Here is a 20566-nt window from a genome sequence, read left to right as displayed (position 1 = left end):
ATACATAATTATACTACACATAGCTATAATTTATCGCCTTATATCCCCATGCCTGAAGGCAGGGGCATTACGGCGATGGATGGTAAACCTACTGCATAAGAGAAGAAGGACAAGAAGCAGAAATTTTAACTTTTTACCAAAACAGATAGGCAACTTCAATGGCTGCAAAGAAAGCGGGGCCGTTAGAAACAGGCACACCAGGAAGTCCCAAAGGTTCCAGGATAACTCCAACAACATCTTTCCCCCAGTCCATTCTTCCTTCTGCACGCATCATTAAGTTCTCCCATAGATCAAATCGGAAGGTAAGGGTCGAACTCCAGATATCTGTTCTGCCAACATGCTGGTAGAGTATTTCATTATTGCTTGCTTGGATCCAATCCTGTCTAAAGGCAATGCTTAAAAATGCTGTCAATTGGTATTTCATCCAAAAACTTGCTCCGAACCAATCCGAAGAAGCAGGTTGAATGAAAGGATCGTTAGGCAGGCTTATTCCTCCATTATAGAAGCCTCCAGTATATTCAATAGCCAGAAGGAGTCTATCTTTGGTTATCTGAGGGATCCATGCCCCATAAATGTCCCCAAGAAAAAAAGGGGCTGAGCGATTAAATGGGCTTTCTCTGAATACGCCAGTTCCAGGAAAATCTGGGTAGAAACCAAAGCCGGGAGGATTTGCTCCATCCGGACCAAAGAGCAAAGAGGAAGTCAATAGGGCATTCTTTTTTGGAGTTTCATATTTTAAAGAAGCAATAAATAGCGAAGAAAAAGGTTCATTGTTCACAAAACCGAAAAAAGGATAGCCGCCTCTAGATGTGTTGAATCCTCCATCGGTTATCCCCAAGGTTAGTTCAAAAGCACTTGACAAAGGATAGATCGCCTCGATCCCAACTAAAATTTCGGGAATCAAATTTGAAAATATTAACCCATAAGAAAAGTTGAGGTTTGCGGGTCTTTCCATCAGCTCAAAGGCAAAAGGCGACATAAATTTCCCCATTTTTATATCCAACCCATTGCCTACTGGAACTCTGAACTGGGCAAAGGCTTGAGCTAAAAGAAAAGAACCGGTGTTAAAGACAAGACCAGAGTTATTAACAGTACCTAAACCAGTAATATTATCAGGCATCCCCATGGATGCAGCATCCTGTCCAATCATAAGATCTGTCCTGAAACCAGCCTGCCACTCATTCAGTTCAGACATTGGTTTTTCAGCTACCAGATAAAGCTGATTCAAATTCCATCCGCCTCCCGCAATACTATCGCTTTCCATACGTGTAGGAACTTGAGCCGTCATGGCTCTGTTGGCTCCTGAATGAGCCGAAATAAAATTATAGGTATAACTTGTGTCTAAGTAGCCAGTAAGGGAAAGGACGGGAGGCTTGGTTTCTACAGCGATGCCTCCTTCTTCTAGAGCCTTTTGTAATTCAGCCACACTTCCTGGCTGTAGATCCTCAGAAAAGGCGAAGGGATTTGAACCAACAAAAAAAGAAATCAAAAGGATAATCGTTCTATAAGTCCTAAAGAAAGAAAAGGCACACAAGAAACGTTGATTGATATTTGTGCAAGGTATAACCAAAGGCAATTTTTTTCTATTAAAAAATTCTATAGAAAAACAACATTCAAATATTGTCTTTTGCTTAGGGATTATAAGCAAAAGAGATGCCATGAATAGGTATTTTTCTTCCCTTTTAGCTGCAACCTTTCAGTAGCCATGCCAGCCCTTCTCCAAGGAGGCTTGAAAAGCATGGGCTATTGCTCTCTTCTTCCGATAAACGTTCTTATAGAGAGCTTCAGCAGAGGAGAAGCTAGGGTAAAGTCCTAAAAACTATTCAAAAAAAACAATATATATAGGATGGAAAATTTTTTTTATCTGACTATTATTTTATGGATTTGTAATGGACTTTCTTCCTATTAGGGCCATTATATGGCTCTGATTTAGAGAGAGGAAAAAGCAAATTTCTATTGAGAGAAATGATAATGGGGATCGGATAGGAAGAAAAAATAAATAGATGAAAATATGCGACATAACGCAGTTTTATTCGCCTCGCAGTGGGGGAGTGAAACGATATCTTTCTGAAAAACAGGATCATATTCGACGCATTGGAAAAGACGAGCATTTTTTAATTGTTCCTGGGGAAAATGACGCCCATTATTCAGATCATTTGATCCACCTCATTACCATTAAGTCTCCCAGGTTAGATAAGAACTCCAGATACAGAGCGATGCTCAATCTGCAGGCCCTATCCTTTCTTCTTGAACAGATAAAACCGGATATTATCGAAGTCGGTGATCCCTATCAATTAGCATGGTTTGTCTTACGAAAGGCAAAAAGGCTTAAAATTCCTGTGATTGGCTTTTATCATAGCCATTTCCCAGAAGCCTATCTTAGAACTTTTTCTCGCTACGGGGGGAGACTGTTGGAGCAAATGTTTAGAAGTTTTTCAAAAAGCTACATCCTCGAACTTTTTTCAAAATTTAAATTGACCATTGTCCCTTCTTATAAACTGTGTGGGCTTCTTAGAAGTTGGGGATTAGCTAATTCTGTGCCTCTGCCCTTAGGAGTAGATACGGATATTTTCTGTCCTGGTCCAAAGGATGAAAGCTGGAGAGAGCACCTGGGCATTCCTTCTGATGCTTTCCTTCTCCTTTATGTTGGGAGACTTTCCAAAGAAAAAAATCTTGTTTTACTTCTTGAAACGTTTCGTTGTCTTCTTGAAGAGACAGCTGGGAGCAATTACTGGCTATTAATTATTGGAGATGGCCCTCTTAGAAGCCTTGTGTTGGAGGTTAAGCGGAGGAACCAAAGGATAACGTGGATTCCTTATATTGATTCAAAATACGATCTTTGCCGGAGTTATCGCTGTGCAGATCTATTTGTCCATCCTGGCATCGTCGAAACATTTGGTCTGGTTACCCTCGAAAGTCAATCCTGTGGGTGTCCTGTCATCGGGATTCAAGGGACGAATATGGAGGAGCAGATTGAGGGGGGGCTAGAATACTGGCCGAAAAAAAATTGTCCAAAAGCTTTTGCTGCTGCAATAAAAGCCTTTCAGGCAATAGACTTGAGAAAGCTGGGACTGGAATTATCCAGGAAAACTAGAGAAAAGTATGGATGGCCTCAGGTCTTTGATAAGTTATGGGGGTATTATCAGCAAGCGATTGGTGGAGAAATTCCTGAGCCAGAAAAGCCAAGTATTATAGAATGTTTGCAAAGCCAAGTCGTCGATGAATCTCACCACTAAAAAAGTAGCTACCGACAACATCGAGCCTTCTGATCCAACCAACAAAGTGATCATTCGCAAATATTGTTGCAAAGATAGGGAAGCACTTAGAACTATCTGTGCGGATACTGGCTTCCTAGGGAAGCCTATTGACCCAGTATTTGAGGATAGGGAATTGTTCGCCGATTTTCTTACTCGTTACTATACAGACATTGAACCGGAATCGGCCTTTGTGTGCGAAAGGAATGGAAAAGTTGTTGGATATCTTATTGGCTGTTGCAAGCCTAGATTGAAATTTTGGTATCATCTCTTGTATGATCCTTTGCTGTTCTTTAAGGCTTTCTATCGTTATTTCTTTAAGCCCTATAATGCTGCAACCAAAAAATATATCCAGTGGGTGCTCACTAGAGGATGGAGGGAGACCCCACCGGCTCCAAAAGATTGCCCCCATTTTCATATTAACCTCTTAGAGTCAGTCAAAAGCCCCACCACGACACGAAGACTGATAGATAGTTTTTTGGCTTATTTAGTATCTAAAGGGCATCGAAAAGTCTATGGCCAGATTGTTGTCTTTGGGGATAGACGAAAGCCGGCTCTTTTTCATCGGTTCGGATTTGAGGTGATCAATTGTATGGAAGTCACAAAATATAAAGAGCATTATCCTTCGAAGATTTTTCTTTTTACAGTAGTAAAAGACTTAGAGAAAAGGCCTTTGCTCTATTCGAAGTAAAGAAAGTCTTCTATGATTGATTTGGTGATATGGCTGAAAACCTACTTTTTGTCACTCTTCATGATGTACATCCCATGAACAGAAAAAAAATTGAGAAACAAAGAGAGAGTCTTTCTGCATGGGGAATCGAAAAGGTTGGGCTACTCATCGTTCCCTTTTATCATCATAAAAAATCGATTATCGAAGATCCCAGTTTTTGTGCCTGGATAAGTTCCTGTGCTAGCTTAGGAGACGAACCCATCGTCCATGGTTTTTATCATGATAGGATTGGTAGAACAGATAAACTTTCTGAGTTATTCTGGACACGCATTTATACCCAGCAAGAAGCGGAATTCTTAGGGATTGAAAAAAAAGTGGCTTTCAGGCGGCTAGAGGAAGCAAAAAAAATGTTTATGAGTCTTGGATGGTCCAGTAGAGGATTCATTGCCCCAGGGTGGCTTTTTGATGCTCCCTTGCTAGAGTGGCTTCCAGAAGTAGGGTATGCGTATACGGTAGCGATTGATCGCATTATTTTATTTGAAAATCCTTCAACTTCTTCTATTTTTTCATTCTCTCATTGCTGGTCCAACAGATCGGCCTGGCGCCGGGCTGCTTCCATCGTGTGGAACAGCTGGCTAAAACAGAGAAACATTTTAAGTAAAAAACGCTATGTACGTGTAGGGCTGCATCCAGAAGATAGTGATTATCCAGCAATCTGGAAGCAGGTTGAAAAAAGCATCAAGGATTTTCTTGAACTTGGAATGCATCCGGAGACCTATGGAAGCCTGGTCAAGAGTTGATCTGCATCTTCATTCAAGTTATTCAGATAGGCCTTCAGAATGGATTTTAAGAAGGATAGGTTTTCCTCAAAGCTGTACGTCTCCTCAAGAACTTTATGGAAAGCTTCAAAAGGAAGGCATGCATTGGAAAACTATTACCGATCATAACCGAATTGAGGGATGTCTTGAGCTGATGGAAAGGCATTTGGATGTATTTATGGGGATAGAATTATCCACCTTTTTCCCGGACGGTTGTGAGATCCATCTATTGATTTGGCACTTTCCTACGAGTGATTTCAAGATTTTTAAGGAACTAGCCTCGAATGTCTACGAACTTTCCAGCTATCTTCTTAAAAGGAATATTCCCCATGCGGTAGCGCATCCTTTAAAAAGTGTGAATGGCAAACTTACCGTGGACCATTTTGAAAAAATGGTCCTTCTTTTTAAAGGATTTGAAGTCTGTAACGGATCATTAGAACCACTTTCTCAGAAAGTCCTCACCCTTTGTTTAAACGCATTGACTCCAGAACGGATCGAAACACTCTCCCAACGGCATTGCCTTCTGCCCTTAGTTCCTAATGCCCATGAAAAGATTTTTATTGGAGGTTCCAATGACCATGGAGGGCTTTCGGTTGGGTCAGCCTGGACGGAAGTACAAGGAGCTAGAAGTGTTGATACGTTCTTCAACTCCCTTTTTTCTGGAAAAGGAAGAGTCCGGGGAGAGCCAGGGGATCCATTAAAGCTATCTACCGGATTTTACAATACTTTCTTTAAATTCGCTCAGAGCCGTCTTAAGCAAACGGCTCCCTTAACTGCTGAGCTAATTGGAAAGATTGCCGAAAGATTTGTCAAAGGACAAAATCCAACCGCCTTTTCTTTTGCAGAAAAAATTGGACATATTGCTGAGGCAATTCGCACTGGCCAGGCCTTTAATTATGTTAGGATAACCGATGGGATGACCCTAACCAAGCAGTTCATTGATTTCTTGACTGATTCGAAAACCAAAGACATGCTCGATACTATTGTTCATTCTAAGGAAAGCCCTATTAGTCGTTCGTTTCGCATAGCTTCTAAAATAGTAAACGAGCTTTCTTATAGATTCTTCCTTCAATTCGTCACGAGGCTAGAAAAAGGGGATTTTTTGGATGCTTTCCAGTCCTTAGCTGGCTTTTTCCCGTTGGGTTTAGCCGTCCTTCCTTATTTCTGGGCTTTTAATGAACAGTCCACCGACAAAGCTTTCTTAAGAAAATTGGCAAAGGACTATCTGGATCATCTACCAGCGGAGCTTTCGGAGGTCAAAGTAGGTTGGTTTACTGATACGATCGATGATGTCAACGGGGTGGCTCGAACCATACAAGCTATGGCAAAAACAGCGTTCCAAGCGAAGGCCAAACTGAAGTTGGTCATTTCAAGAAGCAAATTCAAAGAACTGGATATTCCTGTACAAAATTTTGAGCCGATAGGAGAGTTCGAAATTCCAGAATATAAACTTCAAAAATTAAGCTTCCCCCCTATTCTTGAAATAATCGATTATATAAAGAAAGAGGATTTTTCGCATCTACTCATTAGTACCCCTGGTCCTGTCGGCTTATGCGCCCTCTTTGCTGGAAAACTGCTGAAGATTCCAATGATAGGTATCTATCATACCGATTTCCCGCAGTATGCTCGTTTTCTCAGTGATGATTCATGGATGGAGACGTTGACTTGGAAATACATGGAATGGTTCTACGGTCAGTTGAATAAAATTCTGGTTAACACCGAATTTTATAAAAAATGCTGGATTCAAAGAGGTGTTCTTGCCGAAAAACTTTCTCTTTTTCCTCGAGGCATTGATGTGGAGATGTTTAGTCCTTCTTTTTATGATCCATCGTTCTGGAAAAAATATAAGGCTAAAGAGCCAGTGATTCTTTATGTGGGAAGGATTTCAAAAGAAAAGGAACTTGCCTTTCTAGCCGATGTAGCCCATCATTTGTGGAACAAAGGAAAACAATTTACTCTAGCCTTTGTTGGTGAAGGGCCATTTAGAGATGAGCTCCAAAAGTTGCTGCCACAGGCTGTGTTTACTGGGGTATTGACAGGAGTAGAGTTGAGTAAAGCGTATGCCTCTTCTTTTCTGTTTGTCTTTCCGAGTACCACGGATACTTTTGGAAATGTGGTTCTTGAAGCGATGGCTTCTGGTGTGCCTGCCATAGTTTCAGATATTGGAGGACCTTCTGAGCTAGTCAGGGCGCTGAATATTGGAAAAGTTTGTAAAGGAAAGGATCTGAAGGCGTGGGTTGAAGCCATTGAATTTTACTTGGATAATCCCCTCTCATGGAAGGCGAAGCTAGAAATGGCAGAGAAGATAAAACAAGAAAGAAATTGGAGCACAGCTTTCCAAAATTTTTGGAAAATATTTAAAATCGAAGATTAATAAAAGCACCCTATGAACAGTCCAACGGCATTGAATCTTTCTCCCTACAAACCCTTAGGTTTTCTTGAGCCCGGCCAAGATATACTCGATGAGAACAATCTCCACCGGCTATTCGATAGGCTTGAGAACGAACTTAAAAACGTAAAGAGCTTGGAAGAACTTAAGCGCTGGATTGGTTATTTTGATGAACTGAGGGAAGCACTCGATGAGCAAAGGGCTATTCGGTATATCTCTATGACTTGTCAGACGGATGACGAAGAAAGAGAAAAAAAATATCTCTATCTAATCACCGTGATCGAGCCGTTAAGAAAACCGCGCCAGATTGCAATTTTGAAGAAATTAGTTGAAACCCCCTTTTTTAAAGAACTGGACGAGTCTTACAACGTTTTTAAAAGATCGGTCTTAAGCCAGCTTTCCATTTATAGAGAAGAGAACGTAGCCAGAGAAATCGAAGAGGAAAAGCTCTGCCAGCAATATCAGAAGATTTCTGCAAGCCTGACGGCTTGGTATGAAGGTAAAGAATATACGCTAGTTCAATTAAGCCGGTATCTTGAAGAACAGGATAGGGAAAAAAGAAAAAGGGTATGGGAAACCATAGCTCATAAGAGGTTAGAGAAAAAAGAGCTTTTTGATGATATTTTCGATAAGTTATTATCTATCCGCTCACAGATTGCTGCATCGGCGGGCTTCGAGAACTTCAGAGATTATATTTTTCAAAAATATCAACGCTTTGATTATACCCCCGAAGACTGTTTAAAATTAGGTAGAGCGATAGAAGAGGTTGTACTACCTCTGCAAAAAGAGATCGAAGAGTGGAGAAAAAAAGCCCTGAATTTGGACCAATTAAAACCTTGGGATTTGTCAGTCGATCCAGAAGGAGCTCCTCCTTTAAGGCCTTTTCATAATGGGAAGGAACTGTTTGAAAAGGTAGGAAATATTTTCAAGAGGATAGATGGGCGACTCTGGAATTTTTACAAAACATTGGGAGAAAAAAACCTGATTGATTTAGAGAACAGAAAAGGAAAAGCCCCAGGCGGCTACCAAAGCACGCTTCCTTTGGCTCGGCTCCCCTTTATTTTTATGAATGCGGTGGGTACTCATAGGGATTTAGAAACCCTTCTCCATGAATCTGGACATGCATTTCATTCCCTAGCCTGCAGGGATCAGTTTCTCTATGATTACCGGTCAGCACCCTTAGAGTTTTGTGAAGTGGCTTCCATGTCCATGGAACTTTTTGCTGCCTCTTATTTGGATGAATTCTATTCTAGTTCAGAACTAAAAAGAGCGAATCGAAAACTTTTTGAAAGCATTATTCTTTTTTTCCCATGGATGGCAACCGTGGATGGTTTCCAACAGGAGCTTTATGTCAGTCCAGACAAGAGTAGGGAAAAGCGAGGAAGAATCTGGGAGCAGCTGATGGATAGGTTCGGTGGTACCGTTGATTGGAGGGGATATGAGGAAGCCCGTCGGTATTTGTGGCAGAGGCAACTACATATTTTCGAGCTGCCTTTCTATTATATCGAATATGGAATTGCCCAAATAGGGGCTTTGGCCTTTTGGATGGCAGCCAAAAAGGATTTAAAAGCCACCCTTGATCGCTACCTTTATGCTTTGTCTCTAGGAGGTTCAAGACCTCTGAAGGAACTTTTCCAAGCGGCTGGACTACCTTTTGATTTTAGTGCTCAGACATTGAAACCATTAGTCGAAGCGGCTAGAGAGGAATGGTTGCGGTTGAGGGCATAAATTGCTAATCCCTCCCGAACAACTCCTTCTTTGCTTGTTTTTAAAGGCTTGGCTCTGTGCCATGAATAGCTCCCTGCTACTCACTGCTTTCTATGTCTTTTTGGCTTAGCTCTTTTGCTCAAAAAGGATTATTTCTCTTTTTCTTTAAACTCTCTGGTTGTGTTCCTGGATTTGTCCGTTAAATCCGTTTTCCTTTTACGAAGCTGTCTAGCTAGCCTATCGACTACAAGATCGACCGCTTGATACAGATCATGCCCCCGATCTTCTGCGACAATATCCTTACCCGGAATGTATAATCTAGCTTTTATACAAAAAGCTTGATGGCTAATGTCGGCCTTAGAAGGTTCATGATGGATATTTAATTGGGCAGAGAGAATCCGATCGTTGATTCGGGTCAATTTTTCAAATTTCGATTCGATATGATTGTGGAGTGCATCGGTCAACTTTAAGGTTGGTGATGAAATCGTAATTTGCATTCTGATAATTTATCTTTTTTTTAGATATATTGTCCAGATCAAAACCTATTTGCTTTCTTTCCAATTTGTGAGAAGATTATTTTTCTACTATGCATACGGCTGCAACAAATCAATTGGTGCTTTATGACACGACCTTAAGAGATGGAGCACAAGGAGAAGATATTCACTTTTCTCTTTCTGATAAGCTTCGAATTGCTAAAAGGCTGGATGAATTTGGCATAGCCTATATAGAAGGAGGATGGCCAGGCAGTAATCCTAAGGATTTTTCTTTTTTTAGTCAGGTAAAAGGTTTGAACTTAAAACAAGCAAAGATTGCTGCTTTTGGTAGCACCAGAAGGGCCATGCTTGCTGTAGAAGAAGACCAACAGATAAGGCTTTTGTTGGAAGCGCAAAGCCCTGTGGTGACGATCGTTGGGAAAAGTTGGCTTTTGCATGTTTTTGAAGTTTTGAGGACTTCTGAAAAAGAAAATCTTGCTATGATCCGAGACTCTATCCAATTTTTAAAATCCCACGGCCGAGAGGTTATCTTTGATGCCGAACATTTTTTTGACGGTTATAAATCGAATAAGGATTATGCCCTACAATGCATTAAAGAAGCCGAGGAAGCAGGAGCGGATTTCATTGTGCTTTGTGATACCAATGGGGGGAGCTTGCCATGGGAAATTGGACAAATTACCTCTGAGGTCTGTTCGATTTGTAAGGTACCTATTGGGATTCATACGCATAACGACGGAGAGTTGGCTGTTGCTAACGCTCTTTGGGCAATAAAGGCTGGAGCACGTCAAGTCCAAGGGACAATCAATGGGTATGGGGAAAGAACCGGTAACTGTAATCTTATATCTGTTATCGCGAATCTTGAACTGAAAATGGGACAAAAAGTTCTTCCAGATGGAAAGCTCAAAGAACTAAGAGAGCTGTCTTTATTTGTAGATGAAATTGCTAATGTGCGACCTAATCCAAAGGCTCCTTTTGTTGGTCGATCTGCTTTTGCCCATAAAGGGGGGACTCATGTCAATGCCTTGCAGAAACTACTAAGAAGCTATGAACATATTGATCCGGCTCTTGTGGGAAATCATCGGAGGATTCTGGTTGGAGAACTTTCTGGCAAATCCAATATTGTTCTCAAGGCAAAGGAGCTTGGAATTGCTTTAGAAGAGAATAATCCTAATATCCAACGGGTGCTTAATAAAATTAAGGAGTTGGAAGCCAAAGGTTATGAATTTGAATCAGCTGAAGCCTCTTTTGCCTTGCTCCTGCGGAAACTCCTTTCTCCTTATCCATCCTTTTTCCATTTATTAGAATATCATGTGTCGATCCGTCAACTGCCTTCAAAGAATTACAAAGTCTGCGAGGCGACCATAAAAATATCAATCCATGGAGAAAGGATCTACACAGTTGCTGAAGGAGATGGGCCTGTGCATGCCCTTGATAGAGCCTTGCGTGAGGCATTGGTAAAATTTTATCCTGCAATCGGTCAGCTGCGTCTGGAAGACTATAAAGTACGGATTATTGATTCAACAGAAGGAACGGCTTCTTCGATTCGCGTATGGGTTGAATCAACTGATGGCAAAGAGATTTGGTCAACCGTAGGCGTTTCTCATGATATTGTTGAGGCTTCCTGGCTGGCTCTCTTCGATAGTATAGAATACTGGTTATTGAAAAAAACTGAAAATGGATAATAGCCATTTTCTTTCGCTTAAATCATAGAGGTAAGGGACGGTTGTAAGCTGTGATAGAGCCTATGGGACCTGATGCTTAAATGGCGAAGGGTAAAATCTATACAGTGGGCGATGAGCTAAGCTGCAATTCCACAACGGGGTGGGTTTAAAAAGAGTTCTATCACTTTTTCTCTTCTTTTTTCTCTTCTTTCTTTTCTTTTTTATGTTTCTTTGTTTTCTTCTCAGGTTTCGATTCGTCCTGAACTTGTTCGGCTTTGGGCTTTGCAATTCCGCAAATAGGACCAAAGGCAAGACTCAAAGACAGGACAATAAACAGTATTTTAGTGATATTTTTCATTTCAATAACCTCCTTGTTGACATTTCAATCATTTTCCACCGTTTAGATTCCCTACCCTTCGCTAAATTTAAGCACATACATTTGCAAACACTTTATAGATTGCTAATTTGCAGTGATCTTAGTAATAAATAGAATGGAAGTCAAAGTCTTTTCTATAAAATGTTATTCATGTTTTAGTTGGCTCTCTATATAAAAACCAATGATTGCTTATTACATTCATCATTTAAGCCCTTTTCTTGTTCAATTCTCTGAGGGGATCGGCATCCGCTATTATGGACTAGCTTATGCCCTTGGGTTTTTATTTCTATGGATAGGATTAAGATGGCAGAGAAAAAGGGGTTGGCTTCCGCTTTCTATTCGTCAAGTGGATGATTTGGTGTTTTGGATTGCCCTTGGAGGCGTATTAATCGGTGGTCGGCTTGGGTACTGCCTGCTGTATGATTTTGCTCACACCATCCAAGAGCCCTGGTCGATTTTTGAAATATGGAAAGGGGGGATGTCAAGTCATGGTGGCATCATAGGGGTGCTGATCGTCCTTAGCATAGCTTCCTACAAATGGAACATTCCTTTTTTTCAAATCGCCGATGCCGCCACATTGTGTGCGCCTATAGGTATCTTTTTTGGAAGACTGGCTAATTTTATAAATGGAGAACTGTGGGGAAGGCCGGCTGCCCTACCATGGGCAGTGATATTTCCCCAGGCACCTTTGGTCGATGGACAGGCTGTTCCTCGGCATCCTTCCCAGCTCTATGAAGCCTTCCTGGAAGGGGTTGTGCTCTTTGGAGTGTTAATTTATATCCGCTTTCAAATAAAAACAACGGGCTCGGTTTCGATCGGTTTTCTTTTCTTTTATAGTTTGCTACGAATCATTGGCGAATGTTTCAGAGAACCCGATGCGCACATTGGCTATTATTTTGGTTTTCTCACTCAGGGCCAACTTCTCTCTTTGCTGACTCTGTTGCTTTCTTTTATTCTTTTCTATATGAGAAAAAAGTGGTTAGTGGAGACACAGAAAGAATCGATCGTAAGCAAACATTAATGAGGTTAAATTAATGATGTGAATGAATTAGGCTAGTGAATGCTGTTGGTAAATAATTGTTCTCAAGCCAGGATTGTTTGTGTACCGGAGTGTATCAAAAAAGAAGGAAGAAAGTACAAAAGATGAATCCATTGGAAAAGTTGCGTCATTCTGCTGCCCATGTATTAGCGACGGCCATCTTAGAAATATGGCCAGAGGCACAATTGGCAGCGGGTCCTCCTGTGGAAGGAGGATTCTATTATGATGTGGAATTAGACCACCGGATTAGCCCAGAGGATTTTCCACTTATAGAAGAAAAGATGCGTCGCATTATTGCAGAAAGACAGCCCTTCAAAAGAATTGAAGTCTCAAGAGAAGAGGCTAGAGAGTTAGCTTTAAAAGGCAGGTTGGGAGCCTTATCTGAAAGAGCAACTCCAAGCCGTTATAAACTGGATATCCTTGAATCGATTCCGGAAAATGAGCCAATTACACTCTATCAAAATGATCATTTTATCGATCTATGTGCCGGTCCACATGTGGAAGATACGGGGTGGATAAAGGGATTTAAACTAACCCATGTTTCTAGTGCATATTACAAAGGGGACGAAAAAAACCCACAACTCCAACGTATCTATGGAACGGCCTTTTATTCAGAAAAAGAACTAGAAGCTTATCTTAAGCAACTTGAAGCAGCTAAACAAAGGGATCATCGTAAACTTGGCAAAGAACTGGAACTTTTCCTGATAGATGAGGAGGTGGGACCAGGTCTTCCCCTATGGCTTCCTAAAGGCGCAATCATAAGGGCTGAACTGCAAGCCTTTCTTACCGAGGAGTTGCAAAGGCGAGGCTATCTGCTGGTTCATACCCCACACATTGGTTCGTTAGATCTCTTTAGGATTTCTGGCCACTATCCTTATTACCGTGACTCTCAATTTCCTCCGATCCTAGAGCCTGCTGAACTTAAGGAATTTGAACAAAAACAGATGAGTTGTGCAGAATTGGCAAATCGGCTAGAAAAAGGGGAGGTCTCTGGCTATCTTTTAAAACCAATGAATTGTCCCATGCATATCCGGATTTTTGCTGCTAAGCCCCGATCCTATAGGGAGTTGCCCATACGTCTTGCTGAATTTGGCACTGTCTATAGATTTGAAAAGTCTGGAGAGCTCTCAGGACTGACTCGGGTTAGGGGGTTTACTCAGGATGATGCGCATATTTTTTGTATGGAAAGTCAGGTGGAAGCAGAACTTTTAAGCTGTTTGGAGCTTGTAAAAGTCGTAGTGGAAAAACTGGGGCTGACTGATGCCAAGGCCAGATTAGGATTAAGAGGGGAAGATAAAGAAAAGTATGTGGGAGGTGCGGAAAGTTGGCAAAAAGCTGAAAGGGATCTACGGAAAGCTGCCCAAGAGTCGGGTATTAACTTTGTGGAGGAACCAGGAGAAGCCGCTTTCTATGGGCCGAAAGTCGATTTTCTTGTCAAAGATGCAATTGGAAGATTATGGCAACTGGGAACTGTGCAATTGGATTACAACTTGCCTTTGCGCTTTTCTCTTACCTATGTTGGAGAAGATGGCAATAAAGAGCGTCCTGTAATTATTCACAGGGCTCCATTTGGATCGATGGAAAGATTTCTTGCCATTTTGATCGAACATTTCGAAGGGCATTTTCCCCTTTGGTTGGCTCCCGAACAGGTGCGGGTCATTCCACTTTCCGATGCTTTTGTCCCCTATGGCCAAAAGGTGACTGCGCTTTTGCAGCAGCATAAATTTCGGGTTACTTTAGATAGAAAAAATGAAACACTTGGGGCAAAAATTCGTATTGCACAACTTGAAAAAGTGCCTTATATGCTAATCGTTGGGAAAAAAGAAGAACAAATGTCTAGAGTTTCTGTAAGAACGGCAAGGAAAGGAAATCTTGGAGAGATGGAACTAGAGGCTTTTCTTTCTCTCCTCTTAACTGAGTGTAAAGAGCGAAGAATCTAAGAAGACTATATACTGTGCATCCTTCATCTCGTTTTCAACATAACAACAAAAAACCATTCGTTAGGATAAACAATGCTATTCGGGCAAAGGAAGTGCTTGTGATCGATTCGACGGGGAAATCTTTAGGTGTTCTTCCCATTCATGAAGCCCAGCTAAGGGCTCAACAGCAAGGGTTGGACCTCGTCGAGGTTTCCCCACAAGCCAATCCTCCTGTCTGTAAGATCTTGGATTATGGGAAATATAAATATTCGCTTTCCAAAAAAGAGAAAGATTCAAAAAAAGGGGCAACAAAGCTCAAAGAAATTCAGCTCCATGTGAATATCAATGAGCATGATTTTCTCATAAAATTAAAACAGGCTGAAGCGTTCATGGCGAAGGGAATGAAAGTAAAGTTCAATCTTTTTTTAAGAGGCAGAGAAATTACCCATCAGGATCTAGCATTGAATTTGATGAAAAGATTGATTCAAGACTTAGCACACATCGGACAAACGGATCAGGAGCCGAAACTGGCGGGAAGAAATATTTCCCTTACTTTTATTCCTTTACCAGCGAACAAAAGACTGCTAAAGTATAACCTCTCTGAGGTTGAAACGAATAAGCAAAAACCGAAAGAAGAAAAGGATAAAACCGAAAAATCCTAAAAAGGTTTAAAGTGTGGAGGGAAATCGAAATGCCCAAACCTATAGCTCGAAGAAAAACAAAAAAATCAGTCGCAAAAAGATTTAAGGTATCGGCAAACGGTAAAATTCTTTATTATGGTGCAGGGAGGCGACATCTCGCATCCTCGAAAAATAGGAAAAGAATGAGAAGAATTGGTTCAGTGAGACTAGTAGATAGTTCGGATCGAAAAAAAATTGAGGAAAGCCTCCCCTTTTCTAATCGCTAAAAGGATCGTACAAGGAGACTAAGGGAGGAAAAGCATATGGCAAGAGCAACAAATTCAGTAGTATCCCGCAAACGGCGTAAAAGGCTGTTACGGAGTGCGCGCGGGTTTCGTGGGAGAAGGAGTAAACTTTTTAGATATGCCAAGGATGCCCTCTATAAAGCTAGGTATTGGGCTTATAGGGATAGGAAAACCAGAAAAAGGGAGTTTCGTTCTCTGTGGATTCAACGCATTAATGCTGCCTGTAGAAACAATGGATTAACTTATAGTCGGTTTATGGAGGCTTTAAAGAAGGTTGGAATTATAATGAATAGAAAAATGCTGGCAGAACTGGCAGTTCGATCTAGTGAGGATTTCAACAGGTTTCTAGAGGTGGCTAAGGAAGGGAAATCTGCTAGTTAAAAATATTAAGGAATTGCTCTTTCCTTCCTTTCATGAGGAAAAAAGTCGTCATTTTAGGTTCGACTGGTTCGATTGGGCGGAGTGCTCTGGAAGTAGCCAGAAAGCTTTCTGAACGTATTGAAATAGTTGGTCTTGCGGCAGGGACCCAATCTGAATTACTCCGAAGGCAGTGTCATGAGTTTAAACCCAAAGCCTTTGCTTTGTGGAAAGCTTCTTCAAAGCCGGAATGGTTCAATGAGTTAGCCACATCAAAGGGATTATGGGGCCCGAACAGTCTCAATGACCTTATAGAGGAGGTAGAGGCCGATATTGTGCTTGTTGCTATTGTGGGGACTGGTGGACTAGAACCAACCTTAAGGGCGATAGATAAGAAAGCTCTCCTCGCTCTTGCCAGCAAGGAAATTCTTGTGATGGCTGGAGCAGTCGTGATGCGAAGGATAAGAGAAAAAAATGTACAGATCATTCCCGTGGATAGTGAGCATAGTGCGATTTTCCAGTGCATTCGAGGGGAAGATTGCCGGGCCCTCAAAAGGATTATTCTCACTGCTTCTGGAGGACCATTTCGAGGCTATACTCTTGAACAGCTTAAAAAAGTGACTGTGGCAGAAGCCTTGAATCATCCCACATGGAAAATGGGCAAGAAAATCACAATTGATTCGGCTTCACTTTTCAATAAAGGGCTTGAGATGATCGAAGCCCATCATCTTTTCTCTCTTCCTTATTCTCAGATCGATGTCGTCATTCATCCACAAAGCATTGTCCATTCTTTAGTTGAGTTCTGTGACGGTTCTCAAATAGCACAGCTTAGCCATTCGGATATGTGCCTTCCTATCCAGTTTTCTTTTACCTTTCCAGAAAGGCTGCCTAGCCCCGTAAGACAATTAAACTTATATGAAGTCGGAACCTTGACATTCGAATCTCCAGATCACAAATGTTTTCCAGCTCTTAGGCTTGCAAGATTTGCTGGAGAGGCTGCCGGAACTTATCCGTGTGCATTGAATGCTGCCAATGAAGTGGCGGTGGAAGCATTTTTGGAAGGTAAAATTTCTTTCTCTCAAATATGGGAGTGCGTTAGCTATGTTCTTGATACCCACCAGCAGATACAGAATCCAGGGCTAGAAGAAATTATCCAGGCCGATGAGCTTTCAAGAATGGCTGCAAGAGAATGGATAAAAAAAGAAGTTAGACATTAAGCGGTTGTGGAATAAATTTCTTTTTAAATATTTCTATGGGCTTAAAACCACTCCTTCATTTTCTTGTCATATTGTTCGAAGTAATCCTGCTTTTTAACATTATGATTGTTGTCCATGAGCTTGGCCATTTTCTGGCAGCAAAATGGAGGGGGCTTGTGGTGGAAAGGTTCGGGGTTTGGTTTGGTCATCCCATTTGGAAAAAAGAGATTGGAGGGGTAACCTATAGTTTGGGATGGATTCCTGCTGGGGGATTTGTTGCCTTGCCTCAGATGATTCCTAACGACAATAAAGGGCAAGACAATGGCAAAGAGAAAATCTCTCTGCCTCCGGTCTCTCCAAAGGATAAAATTATCGTAGCTCTGGCGGGCCCTCTTTTTAGCTTGCTTCTGGCAATTGTCTTTGCTCTGGTCGTCTATGTTGTGGGTCGTCCGGTGAGTGAAAGCGAAATGACAACAGTTATTGGCTATGTCATGAAAGACTCTCCCGCGTATCGAGCCGGATTGCGACCAGGGGATAAAATAATATCAATCGATGGCCATCCTGTTTGTAGATTCCAAGGTATGGATAACGACTCAGTTACCTGGAATATCATTCGAAGCGAAGGATCGACGATTGCCGTAGAGGTTGATAGAAACGGAAAGAAGTTGCGCTTTAATGTTGTTCCTGTCAAAGAAGAAAAATCAGCCTTCCAGAGGAAAGGTTTGAGACAAATCTTTATCATGCCGGCTCAAACTCCAACGGTTGCTAAGGTGTTTGCTGGGAGTCCTGCCGATGTCGCTTCTATTCAACCAAACGATCAGATTCTAGAAGTAGATGGCCAAAAACTCTATTCGCCCTTTCTACTTAATGATTATGTAAGTTCCCATCCTCAAAAAGAAATGACATTGTTGATTAAACGGGGGGAGAAGACTTTTTCAGTACGAATCAAACCCATGCTTCCAGAGGGAGAAAATGTTCCAAGGATCGGTATCCTGTGGGATTTAAATGGCCAGATGACCCTATCGCATCCGACTCCTTTGGAACAGCTCAAAGCGAGTGTTTCTGCGATGTTCAATGTTTTGCAAGCTCTTTTATCTCCCAAGTCTGACATCAAACCTCAGCATTTGAGTGGACCAATAGGAATTATGAGATTTTATTACATGCTCTTTGAAAGCCCGCATGGATGGAGGCTTGCTCTTTGGTTCAGTGTCCTTTTCAATGTTAATGCTGCGCTGATCAATTTATTCCCTATTCCAGTGCTAGATGGAGGGCATATTCTTTTGGGATTGGTTGAATGGATCCGTGGCCGGCCTCTGAGCCTTAAGTTGCTAGAAGCTTTGCAAACCGTCTTTGCAACTCTCCTCATTGGCTATATGCTCTATGTTACCTTTTTCGATGTTCAAGAAATTCCTTGGAAATCAAAAGGAAATATTCCAGAATTAAAATTCCATCCTAAGGAGGGAGAGCCGGCACCACAGCCTCATTCTCCCTAATGAAAATGGAGGAACAACCATGTTCTCTTATAAACGGAATTTTTTTGAATATACACGAAGACCTGTTCGAGAAGTTCGGGTGGGTTCGGTGGGGCTAGGTGGGCATCACCCCATAGTCGTTCAATCAATGCTCACCTCTGATACAATGGATACGGATAGCTGTTTGAAAGAAGCTATGGAGCTGGTAGAATGCGGATGCCAAATTGTCCGGATTACGGCTCCTACGGTTAAGGATGCATCTAATCTTGAGTTTATTCGTAAGGGATTAGATCAGTTGGGATGTAAGGTACCCATTGTCGCAGATATTCATTTTAAACCCGAAGCAGCCATGGAAGCTGCAAAATGGGTGGAAAAAATTAGAATCAATCCAGGGAATTTCTCCGACCGAAAAAAATTTATCATTCGATCGTATACGGACCAAGAATATAATGAAGAACTTCGAAGAATAGAACAAACGTTTCTGCCACTTCTTGAGTTTTGCTCCAAAAGAAAGATAGCGTTGCGTATCGGGACCAATCATGGCTCTCTTTCCGATAGGATAATGAACCGGTATGGAGACACCCCTCATGGTATGGTCGAGAGTGCTTTGGAATATGCCACGATTTGTAGGAAATACGGTTTTCATGACATTGTCTTTTCGATGAAAGCTTCTAATCCTCGAATTATGATTGCAGCTTATCGTCAGCTTGTGGAGCGTCTCGAAAAGCTTGGCGAAGATTGGAATTATCCTATCCATGTTGGAGTTACTGAAGCTGGGGATGGGGAAGATGGTCGGATCAAAAGCGCCATTGGTATAGGCTCTCTGCTAGCCGATGGCATTGGAGATACTATACGGGTATCCTTAACAGAAAGCAGCGTGCACGAAATTCCTGTGGCCAAAAAACTGATTGCCGTGGTTGAGGAGTTGGCCGCCGCTCCCGCTCCTAAAGTCAATGGATTTTCTTTTAAACCTTCCTTCGAATATAACAGGCGGCCTACTATACAGCTTGATTATGGCATAGCTATAGGGGGAGAAGCCCCCGTGCGTGTAGCCGTCCCTTTATCCCATTATGATTATCTTAGAAACAATCCGCCTGGTAAAGAGTTTCTTGCTGAATTTCCCTATGATCCTTCTGCTGTGATCGAGCTTGATCTGGATGATATCCAATCGATTTTAGCTTTAAAAGAATCACCAACAAAATTAGTGACTATCAAAGATGGCTCACCTTACCCACCGATTTTTGCTTTTAGAGCTTTGGCGGCGATCTTAGGGGACCGGCACCCTATCCTTTTGAAAGATACATTTTTCCCAGAGAGAGATCAGCATACCTCCGATAAGGAAAAAAACCTCATAGCTTCCAGTCTTCATATTGGCGCTTTGCTTTGTGACGGTATCGGAGATGCCATTCTAATACGACGGGATCCAGATCCTTCCTATGCCCTCGTCTTAGCCTATTCTATTTTACAGGGGTCTGGCAATCGGATTGTAAAAACTGAGTATGTGGCTTGTCCTTCTTGTGGAAGAACTTTGTTTGATCTTCAATCGACAACGGCCCGTATAAAAAAAGCAACAGGCCATCTCAAGGGTCTTAAAATAGCAGTCATGGGTTGTATTGTCAATGGGCCTGGAGAAATGGCAGATGCAGATTTTGGCTATGTTGGTGGGGCTCCGGGGAAGGTTAATTTGTATGTAGGAAAAAAAGCAGTGCGATTTAATATTCCTGAGGCTGAAGCGGTAGAGGCGTTGATTGAGTTGATAAAAAAGGAAGGAAAGTGGATCGATGCCCCCTCCTAAGGCATTCGATAATTTTGTTCGATTGATAAAAAATTTTTTTTTGATATGGTTTTTTTATGACATTTGCATTTGGTTTGCCATCAGGATCGGAATGGTTCTGGATATTTGTCGTGGTCTTTCTTCTTTTCGGTGCCAAGAAATTGCCTGAGTTGGCACGTGGGTTAGGAAAAGCTTTAGGAGAATTCCATAAAGCAAAAGAAGAATTTGAAAAAGAAGTAAGACAGGCAGCTAAAGTTGAAACAGAAGAGCCTTCTCAGAATATTCCAAAGATTGCTTCTCCAGAAGGCACTGTCTCTCGGATCACAGACAAAGAAGTCAATAAAAGCTCATAATCTAGAAATAGCACACTTTTTCCTTTTCAGCTACAGGAAGGAGAGAGAGTCTATATTTTTTTTCTAAAGTGGACTAACCGGTCAAGAGCTGCTTTTTTCTAAGGAAAAAGGTTTCTCAAAGCCTTTTAAGGTTTTTTCATAATATTTCTATAGAAAAAAACA

Annotated in this window: 18 protein-coding genes; 15 read left to right on the top strand and 3 right to left on the bottom strand. The window is 41.6% G+C overall.

Annotation, left to right across the window (positions count from 1 at the left end):
* Nucleotides 1–133: 133 nt before the first annotated feature.
* Nucleotides 134–1660 (bottom strand): outer membrane beta-barrel protein, encoded by a 1527-nt coding sequence (locus tag A7Q09_RS04010; protein WP_244228502.1) that lies wholly within the window; start codon nucleotides 1658–1660, stop codon nucleotides 134–136.
* 343 nt (nucleotides 1661–2003) lie between these two features.
* Here A7Q09_RS04010 and A7Q09_RS04005 point away from each other — a divergent pair, with 343 nt between their 5' ends.
* The 5 genes from A7Q09_RS04005 to A7Q09_RS03985 are packed head-to-tail and all read left to right on the top strand — an operon-like array spanning nucleotide 2004 to nucleotide 8859.
* On the top strand, nucleotides 2004–3236 hold the full coding sequence (locus A7Q09_RS04005) for a glycosyltransferase (protein WP_134390009.1): 1233 nt from the start codon (nucleotides 2004–2006) through the stop codon (nucleotides 3234–3236).
* A complete protein-coding gene (locus A7Q09_RS04000) occupies nucleotides 3220–3945 on the top strand; it encodes a GNAT family acetyltransferase (RefSeq protein WP_134390008.1) in 726 nt (241 codons plus the stop codon). Before A7Q09_RS04005 ends, A7Q09_RS04000 begins: the two co-directional genes overlap by 17 nt.
* 29 nt (nucleotides 3946–3974) lie before the next feature.
* Entirely contained in the window at nucleotides 3975–4724 is a 750-nt protein-coding gene (locus tag A7Q09_RS03995; RefSeq protein ID WP_134390007.1) for a DUF2334 domain-containing protein, read from the top strand.
* Entirely contained in the window at nucleotides 4675–7116 is a 2442-nt protein-coding gene (locus tag A7Q09_RS03990) for a glycosyltransferase (protein ID WP_244228501.1), read from the top strand. Before A7Q09_RS03995 ends, A7Q09_RS03990 begins: the two co-directional genes overlap by 50 nt.
* Before the next feature lie 12 nt (nucleotides 7117–7128).
* Nucleotides 7129–8859: a M3 family oligoendopeptidase gene (locus A7Q09_RS03985; protein WP_134390005.1), complete on the top strand. Its 1731-nt coding sequence runs from the start codon at nucleotides 7129–7131 to the stop codon at nucleotides 8857–8859.
* Between the two features lie 128 nt (nucleotides 8860–8987).
* Here the strand turns inward: A7Q09_RS03985 and hpf are convergent, their stop codons facing one another.
* Entirely contained in the window at nucleotides 8988–9335 is a 348-nt protein-coding gene (gene hpf / locus A7Q09_RS03980; RefSeq protein WP_134390004.1) for a ribosome hibernation-promoting factor, HPF/YfiA family, read from the bottom strand.
* Between the two features lie 89 nt (nucleotides 9336–9424).
* Here hpf and cimA point away from each other — a divergent pair, with 89 nt between their 5' ends.
* Nucleotides 9425–11014: a citramalate synthase gene (gene cimA / locus A7Q09_RS03975; protein ID WP_134390003.1), complete on the top strand. Its 1590-nt coding sequence runs from the start codon at nucleotides 9425–9427 to the stop codon at nucleotides 11012–11014.
* Between the two features lie 160 nt (nucleotides 11015–11174).
* Here the strand turns inward: cimA and A7Q09_RS10435 are convergent, their stop codons facing one another.
* A complete protein-coding gene (locus A7Q09_RS10435) occupies nucleotides 11175–11351 on the bottom strand; it encodes a hypothetical protein (protein ID WP_166791917.1) in 177 nt (58 codons plus the stop codon).
* A gap of 199 nt (nucleotides 11352–11550) precedes the next feature.
* Here A7Q09_RS10435 and lgt point away from each other — a divergent pair, with 199 nt between their 5' ends.
* The 9 genes from lgt to A7Q09_RS11115 all read left to right on the top strand — a co-directional run bounded on the left by lgt (nucleotide 11551) and on the right by A7Q09_RS11115 (nucleotide 20404).
* The gene (gene lgt, locus A7Q09_RS03970) at nucleotides 11551–12390 is read left to right on the top strand and encodes a prolipoprotein diacylglyceryl transferase (protein ID WP_134390002.1); all 840 of its coding nucleotides are present in this window, start codon (nucleotides 11551–11553) and stop codon (nucleotides 12388–12390) included.
* Between the two features lie 122 nt (nucleotides 12391–12512).
* A complete protein-coding gene (thrS, locus tag A7Q09_RS03965) occupies nucleotides 12513–14348 on the top strand; it encodes a threonine--tRNA ligase (RefSeq protein ID WP_134390001.1) in 1836 nt (611 codons plus the stop codon).
* Nucleotides 14349–14362: 14 nt separating this feature from the next.
* Nucleotides 14363–14989: a translation initiation factor IF-3 gene (gene infC, locus A7Q09_RS03960; protein ID WP_134390000.1), complete on the top strand. Its 627-nt coding sequence runs from the start codon at nucleotides 14363–14365 to the stop codon at nucleotides 14987–14989.
* A gap of 29 nt (nucleotides 14990–15018) precedes the next feature.
* The gene (gene rpmI, locus A7Q09_RS03955; RefSeq protein WP_134390013.1) at nucleotides 15019–15234 is read left to right on the top strand and encodes a 50S ribosomal protein L35; all 216 of its coding nucleotides are present in this window, start codon (nucleotides 15019–15021) and stop codon (nucleotides 15232–15234) included.
* Between the two features lie 36 nt (nucleotides 15235–15270).
* Nucleotides 15271–15633 carry a 50S ribosomal protein L20 gene (rplT, locus tag A7Q09_RS03950; RefSeq protein WP_134389999.1) on the top strand — a complete coding sequence of 121 codons (363 nt, stop codon included), beginning with the start codon at nucleotides 15271–15273 and terminating at the stop codon, nucleotides 15631–15633.
* A gap of 32 nt (nucleotides 15634–15665) precedes the next feature.
* Complete coding sequence (locus A7Q09_RS03945; protein WP_134389998.1) at nucleotides 15666–16826, top strand: 1-deoxy-D-xylulose-5-phosphate reductoisomerase; 1161 nt, start codon at nucleotides 15666–15668, stop codon at nucleotides 16824–16826.
* Nucleotides 16827–16861: 35 nt separating this feature from the next.
* Entirely contained in the window at nucleotides 16862–18298 is a 1437-nt protein-coding gene (gene rseP, locus A7Q09_RS03940; RefSeq protein WP_134389997.1) for an RIP metalloprotease RseP, read from the top strand.
* Between the two features lie 19 nt (nucleotides 18299–18317).
* Nucleotides 18318–20072: a (E)-4-hydroxy-3-methylbut-2-enyl-diphosphate synthase gene (gene ispG / locus A7Q09_RS03935; RefSeq protein ID WP_134389996.1), complete on the top strand. Its 1755-nt coding sequence runs from the start codon at nucleotides 18318–18320 to the stop codon at nucleotides 20070–20072.
* Nucleotides 20073–20128: 56 nt separating this feature from the next.
* Nucleotides 20129–20404 (top strand): twin-arginine translocase TatA/TatE family subunit, encoded by a 276-nt coding sequence (locus A7Q09_RS11115; protein WP_009060392.1) that lies wholly within the window; start codon nucleotides 20129–20131, stop codon nucleotides 20402–20404.
* Nucleotides 20405–20566 lie beyond the last annotated feature (162 nt).

Origin of the sequence: Methylacidiphilum sp. Yel, from assembly GCF_004421185.1 — a bacterium.
GTDB lineage: Bacteria > Verrucomicrobiota > Verrucomicrobiia > Methylacidiphilales > Methylacidiphilaceae > Methylacidiphilum.
The sequence above is the reverse complement of the archived record's forward strand: the minus strand, read 5'-3'. Positions and strand labels throughout refer to the sequence as shown.

Excerpts from the sequence above, each read along its gene's own strand:
- A7Q09_RS04010 (WP_244228502.1), bottom strand. The coding sequence starts at position 1,660 with ATGGCATCTCTTTTGCTTATAATCCCTAAGCAAAAGACAATATTTGAA.
- A7Q09_RS04005 (WP_134390009.1), top strand. The coding sequence starts at position 2,004 with ATGAAAATATGCGACATAACGCAGTTTTATTCGCCTCGCAGTGGGGGA.
- A7Q09_RS04000 (WP_134390008.1), top strand. The coding sequence starts at position 3,220 with ATGAATCTCACCACTAAAAAAGTAGCTACCGACAACATCGAGCCTTCT.
- A7Q09_RS03995 (WP_134390007.1), top strand. The coding sequence starts at position 3,975 with ATGGCTGAAAACCTACTTTTTGTCACTCTTCATGATGTACATCCCATG.
- A7Q09_RS03985 (WP_134390005.1), top strand. The coding sequence starts at position 7,129 with ATGAACAGTCCAACGGCATTGAATCTTTCTCCCTACAAACCCTTAGGT.
- hpf (WP_134390004.1), bottom strand. The coding sequence starts at position 9,335 with ATGCAAATTACGATTTCATCACCAACCTTAAAGTTGACCGATGCACTC.
- cimA (WP_134390003.1), top strand. The coding sequence starts at position 9,425 with ATGCATACGGCTGCAACAAATCAATTGGTGCTTTATGACACGACCTTA.
- A7Q09_RS10435 (WP_166791917.1), bottom strand. The coding sequence starts at position 11,351 with ATGAAAAATATCACTAAAATACTGTTTATTGTCCTGTCTTTGAGTCTT.
- lgt (WP_134390002.1), top strand. The coding sequence starts at position 11,551 with ATGATTGCTTATTACATTCATCATTTAAGCCCTTTTCTTGTTCAATTC.
- thrS (WP_134390001.1), top strand. The coding sequence starts at position 12,513 with ATGAATCCATTGGAAAAGTTGCGTCATTCTGCTGCCCATGTATTAGCG.
- rpmI (WP_134390013.1), top strand. The coding sequence starts at position 15,019 with ATGCCCAAACCTATAGCTCGAAGAAAAACAAAAAAATCAGTCGCAAAA.
- rplT (WP_134389999.1), top strand. The coding sequence starts at position 15,271 with ATGGCAAGAGCAACAAATTCAGTAGTATCCCGCAAACGGCGTAAAAGG.
- A7Q09_RS03945 (WP_134389998.1), top strand. The coding sequence starts at position 15,666 with ATGAGGAAAAAAGTCGTCATTTTAGGTTCGACTGGTTCGATTGGGCGG.
- rseP (WP_134389997.1), top strand. The coding sequence starts at position 16,862 with ATGGGCTTAAAACCACTCCTTCATTTTCTTGTCATATTGTTCGAAGTA.
- ispG (WP_134389996.1), top strand. The coding sequence starts at position 18,318 with ATGTTCTCTTATAAACGGAATTTTTTTGAATATACACGAAGACCTGTT.
- A7Q09_RS11115 (WP_009060392.1), top strand. The coding sequence starts at position 20,129 with ATGACATTTGCATTTGGTTTGCCATCAGGATCGGAATGGTTCTGGATA.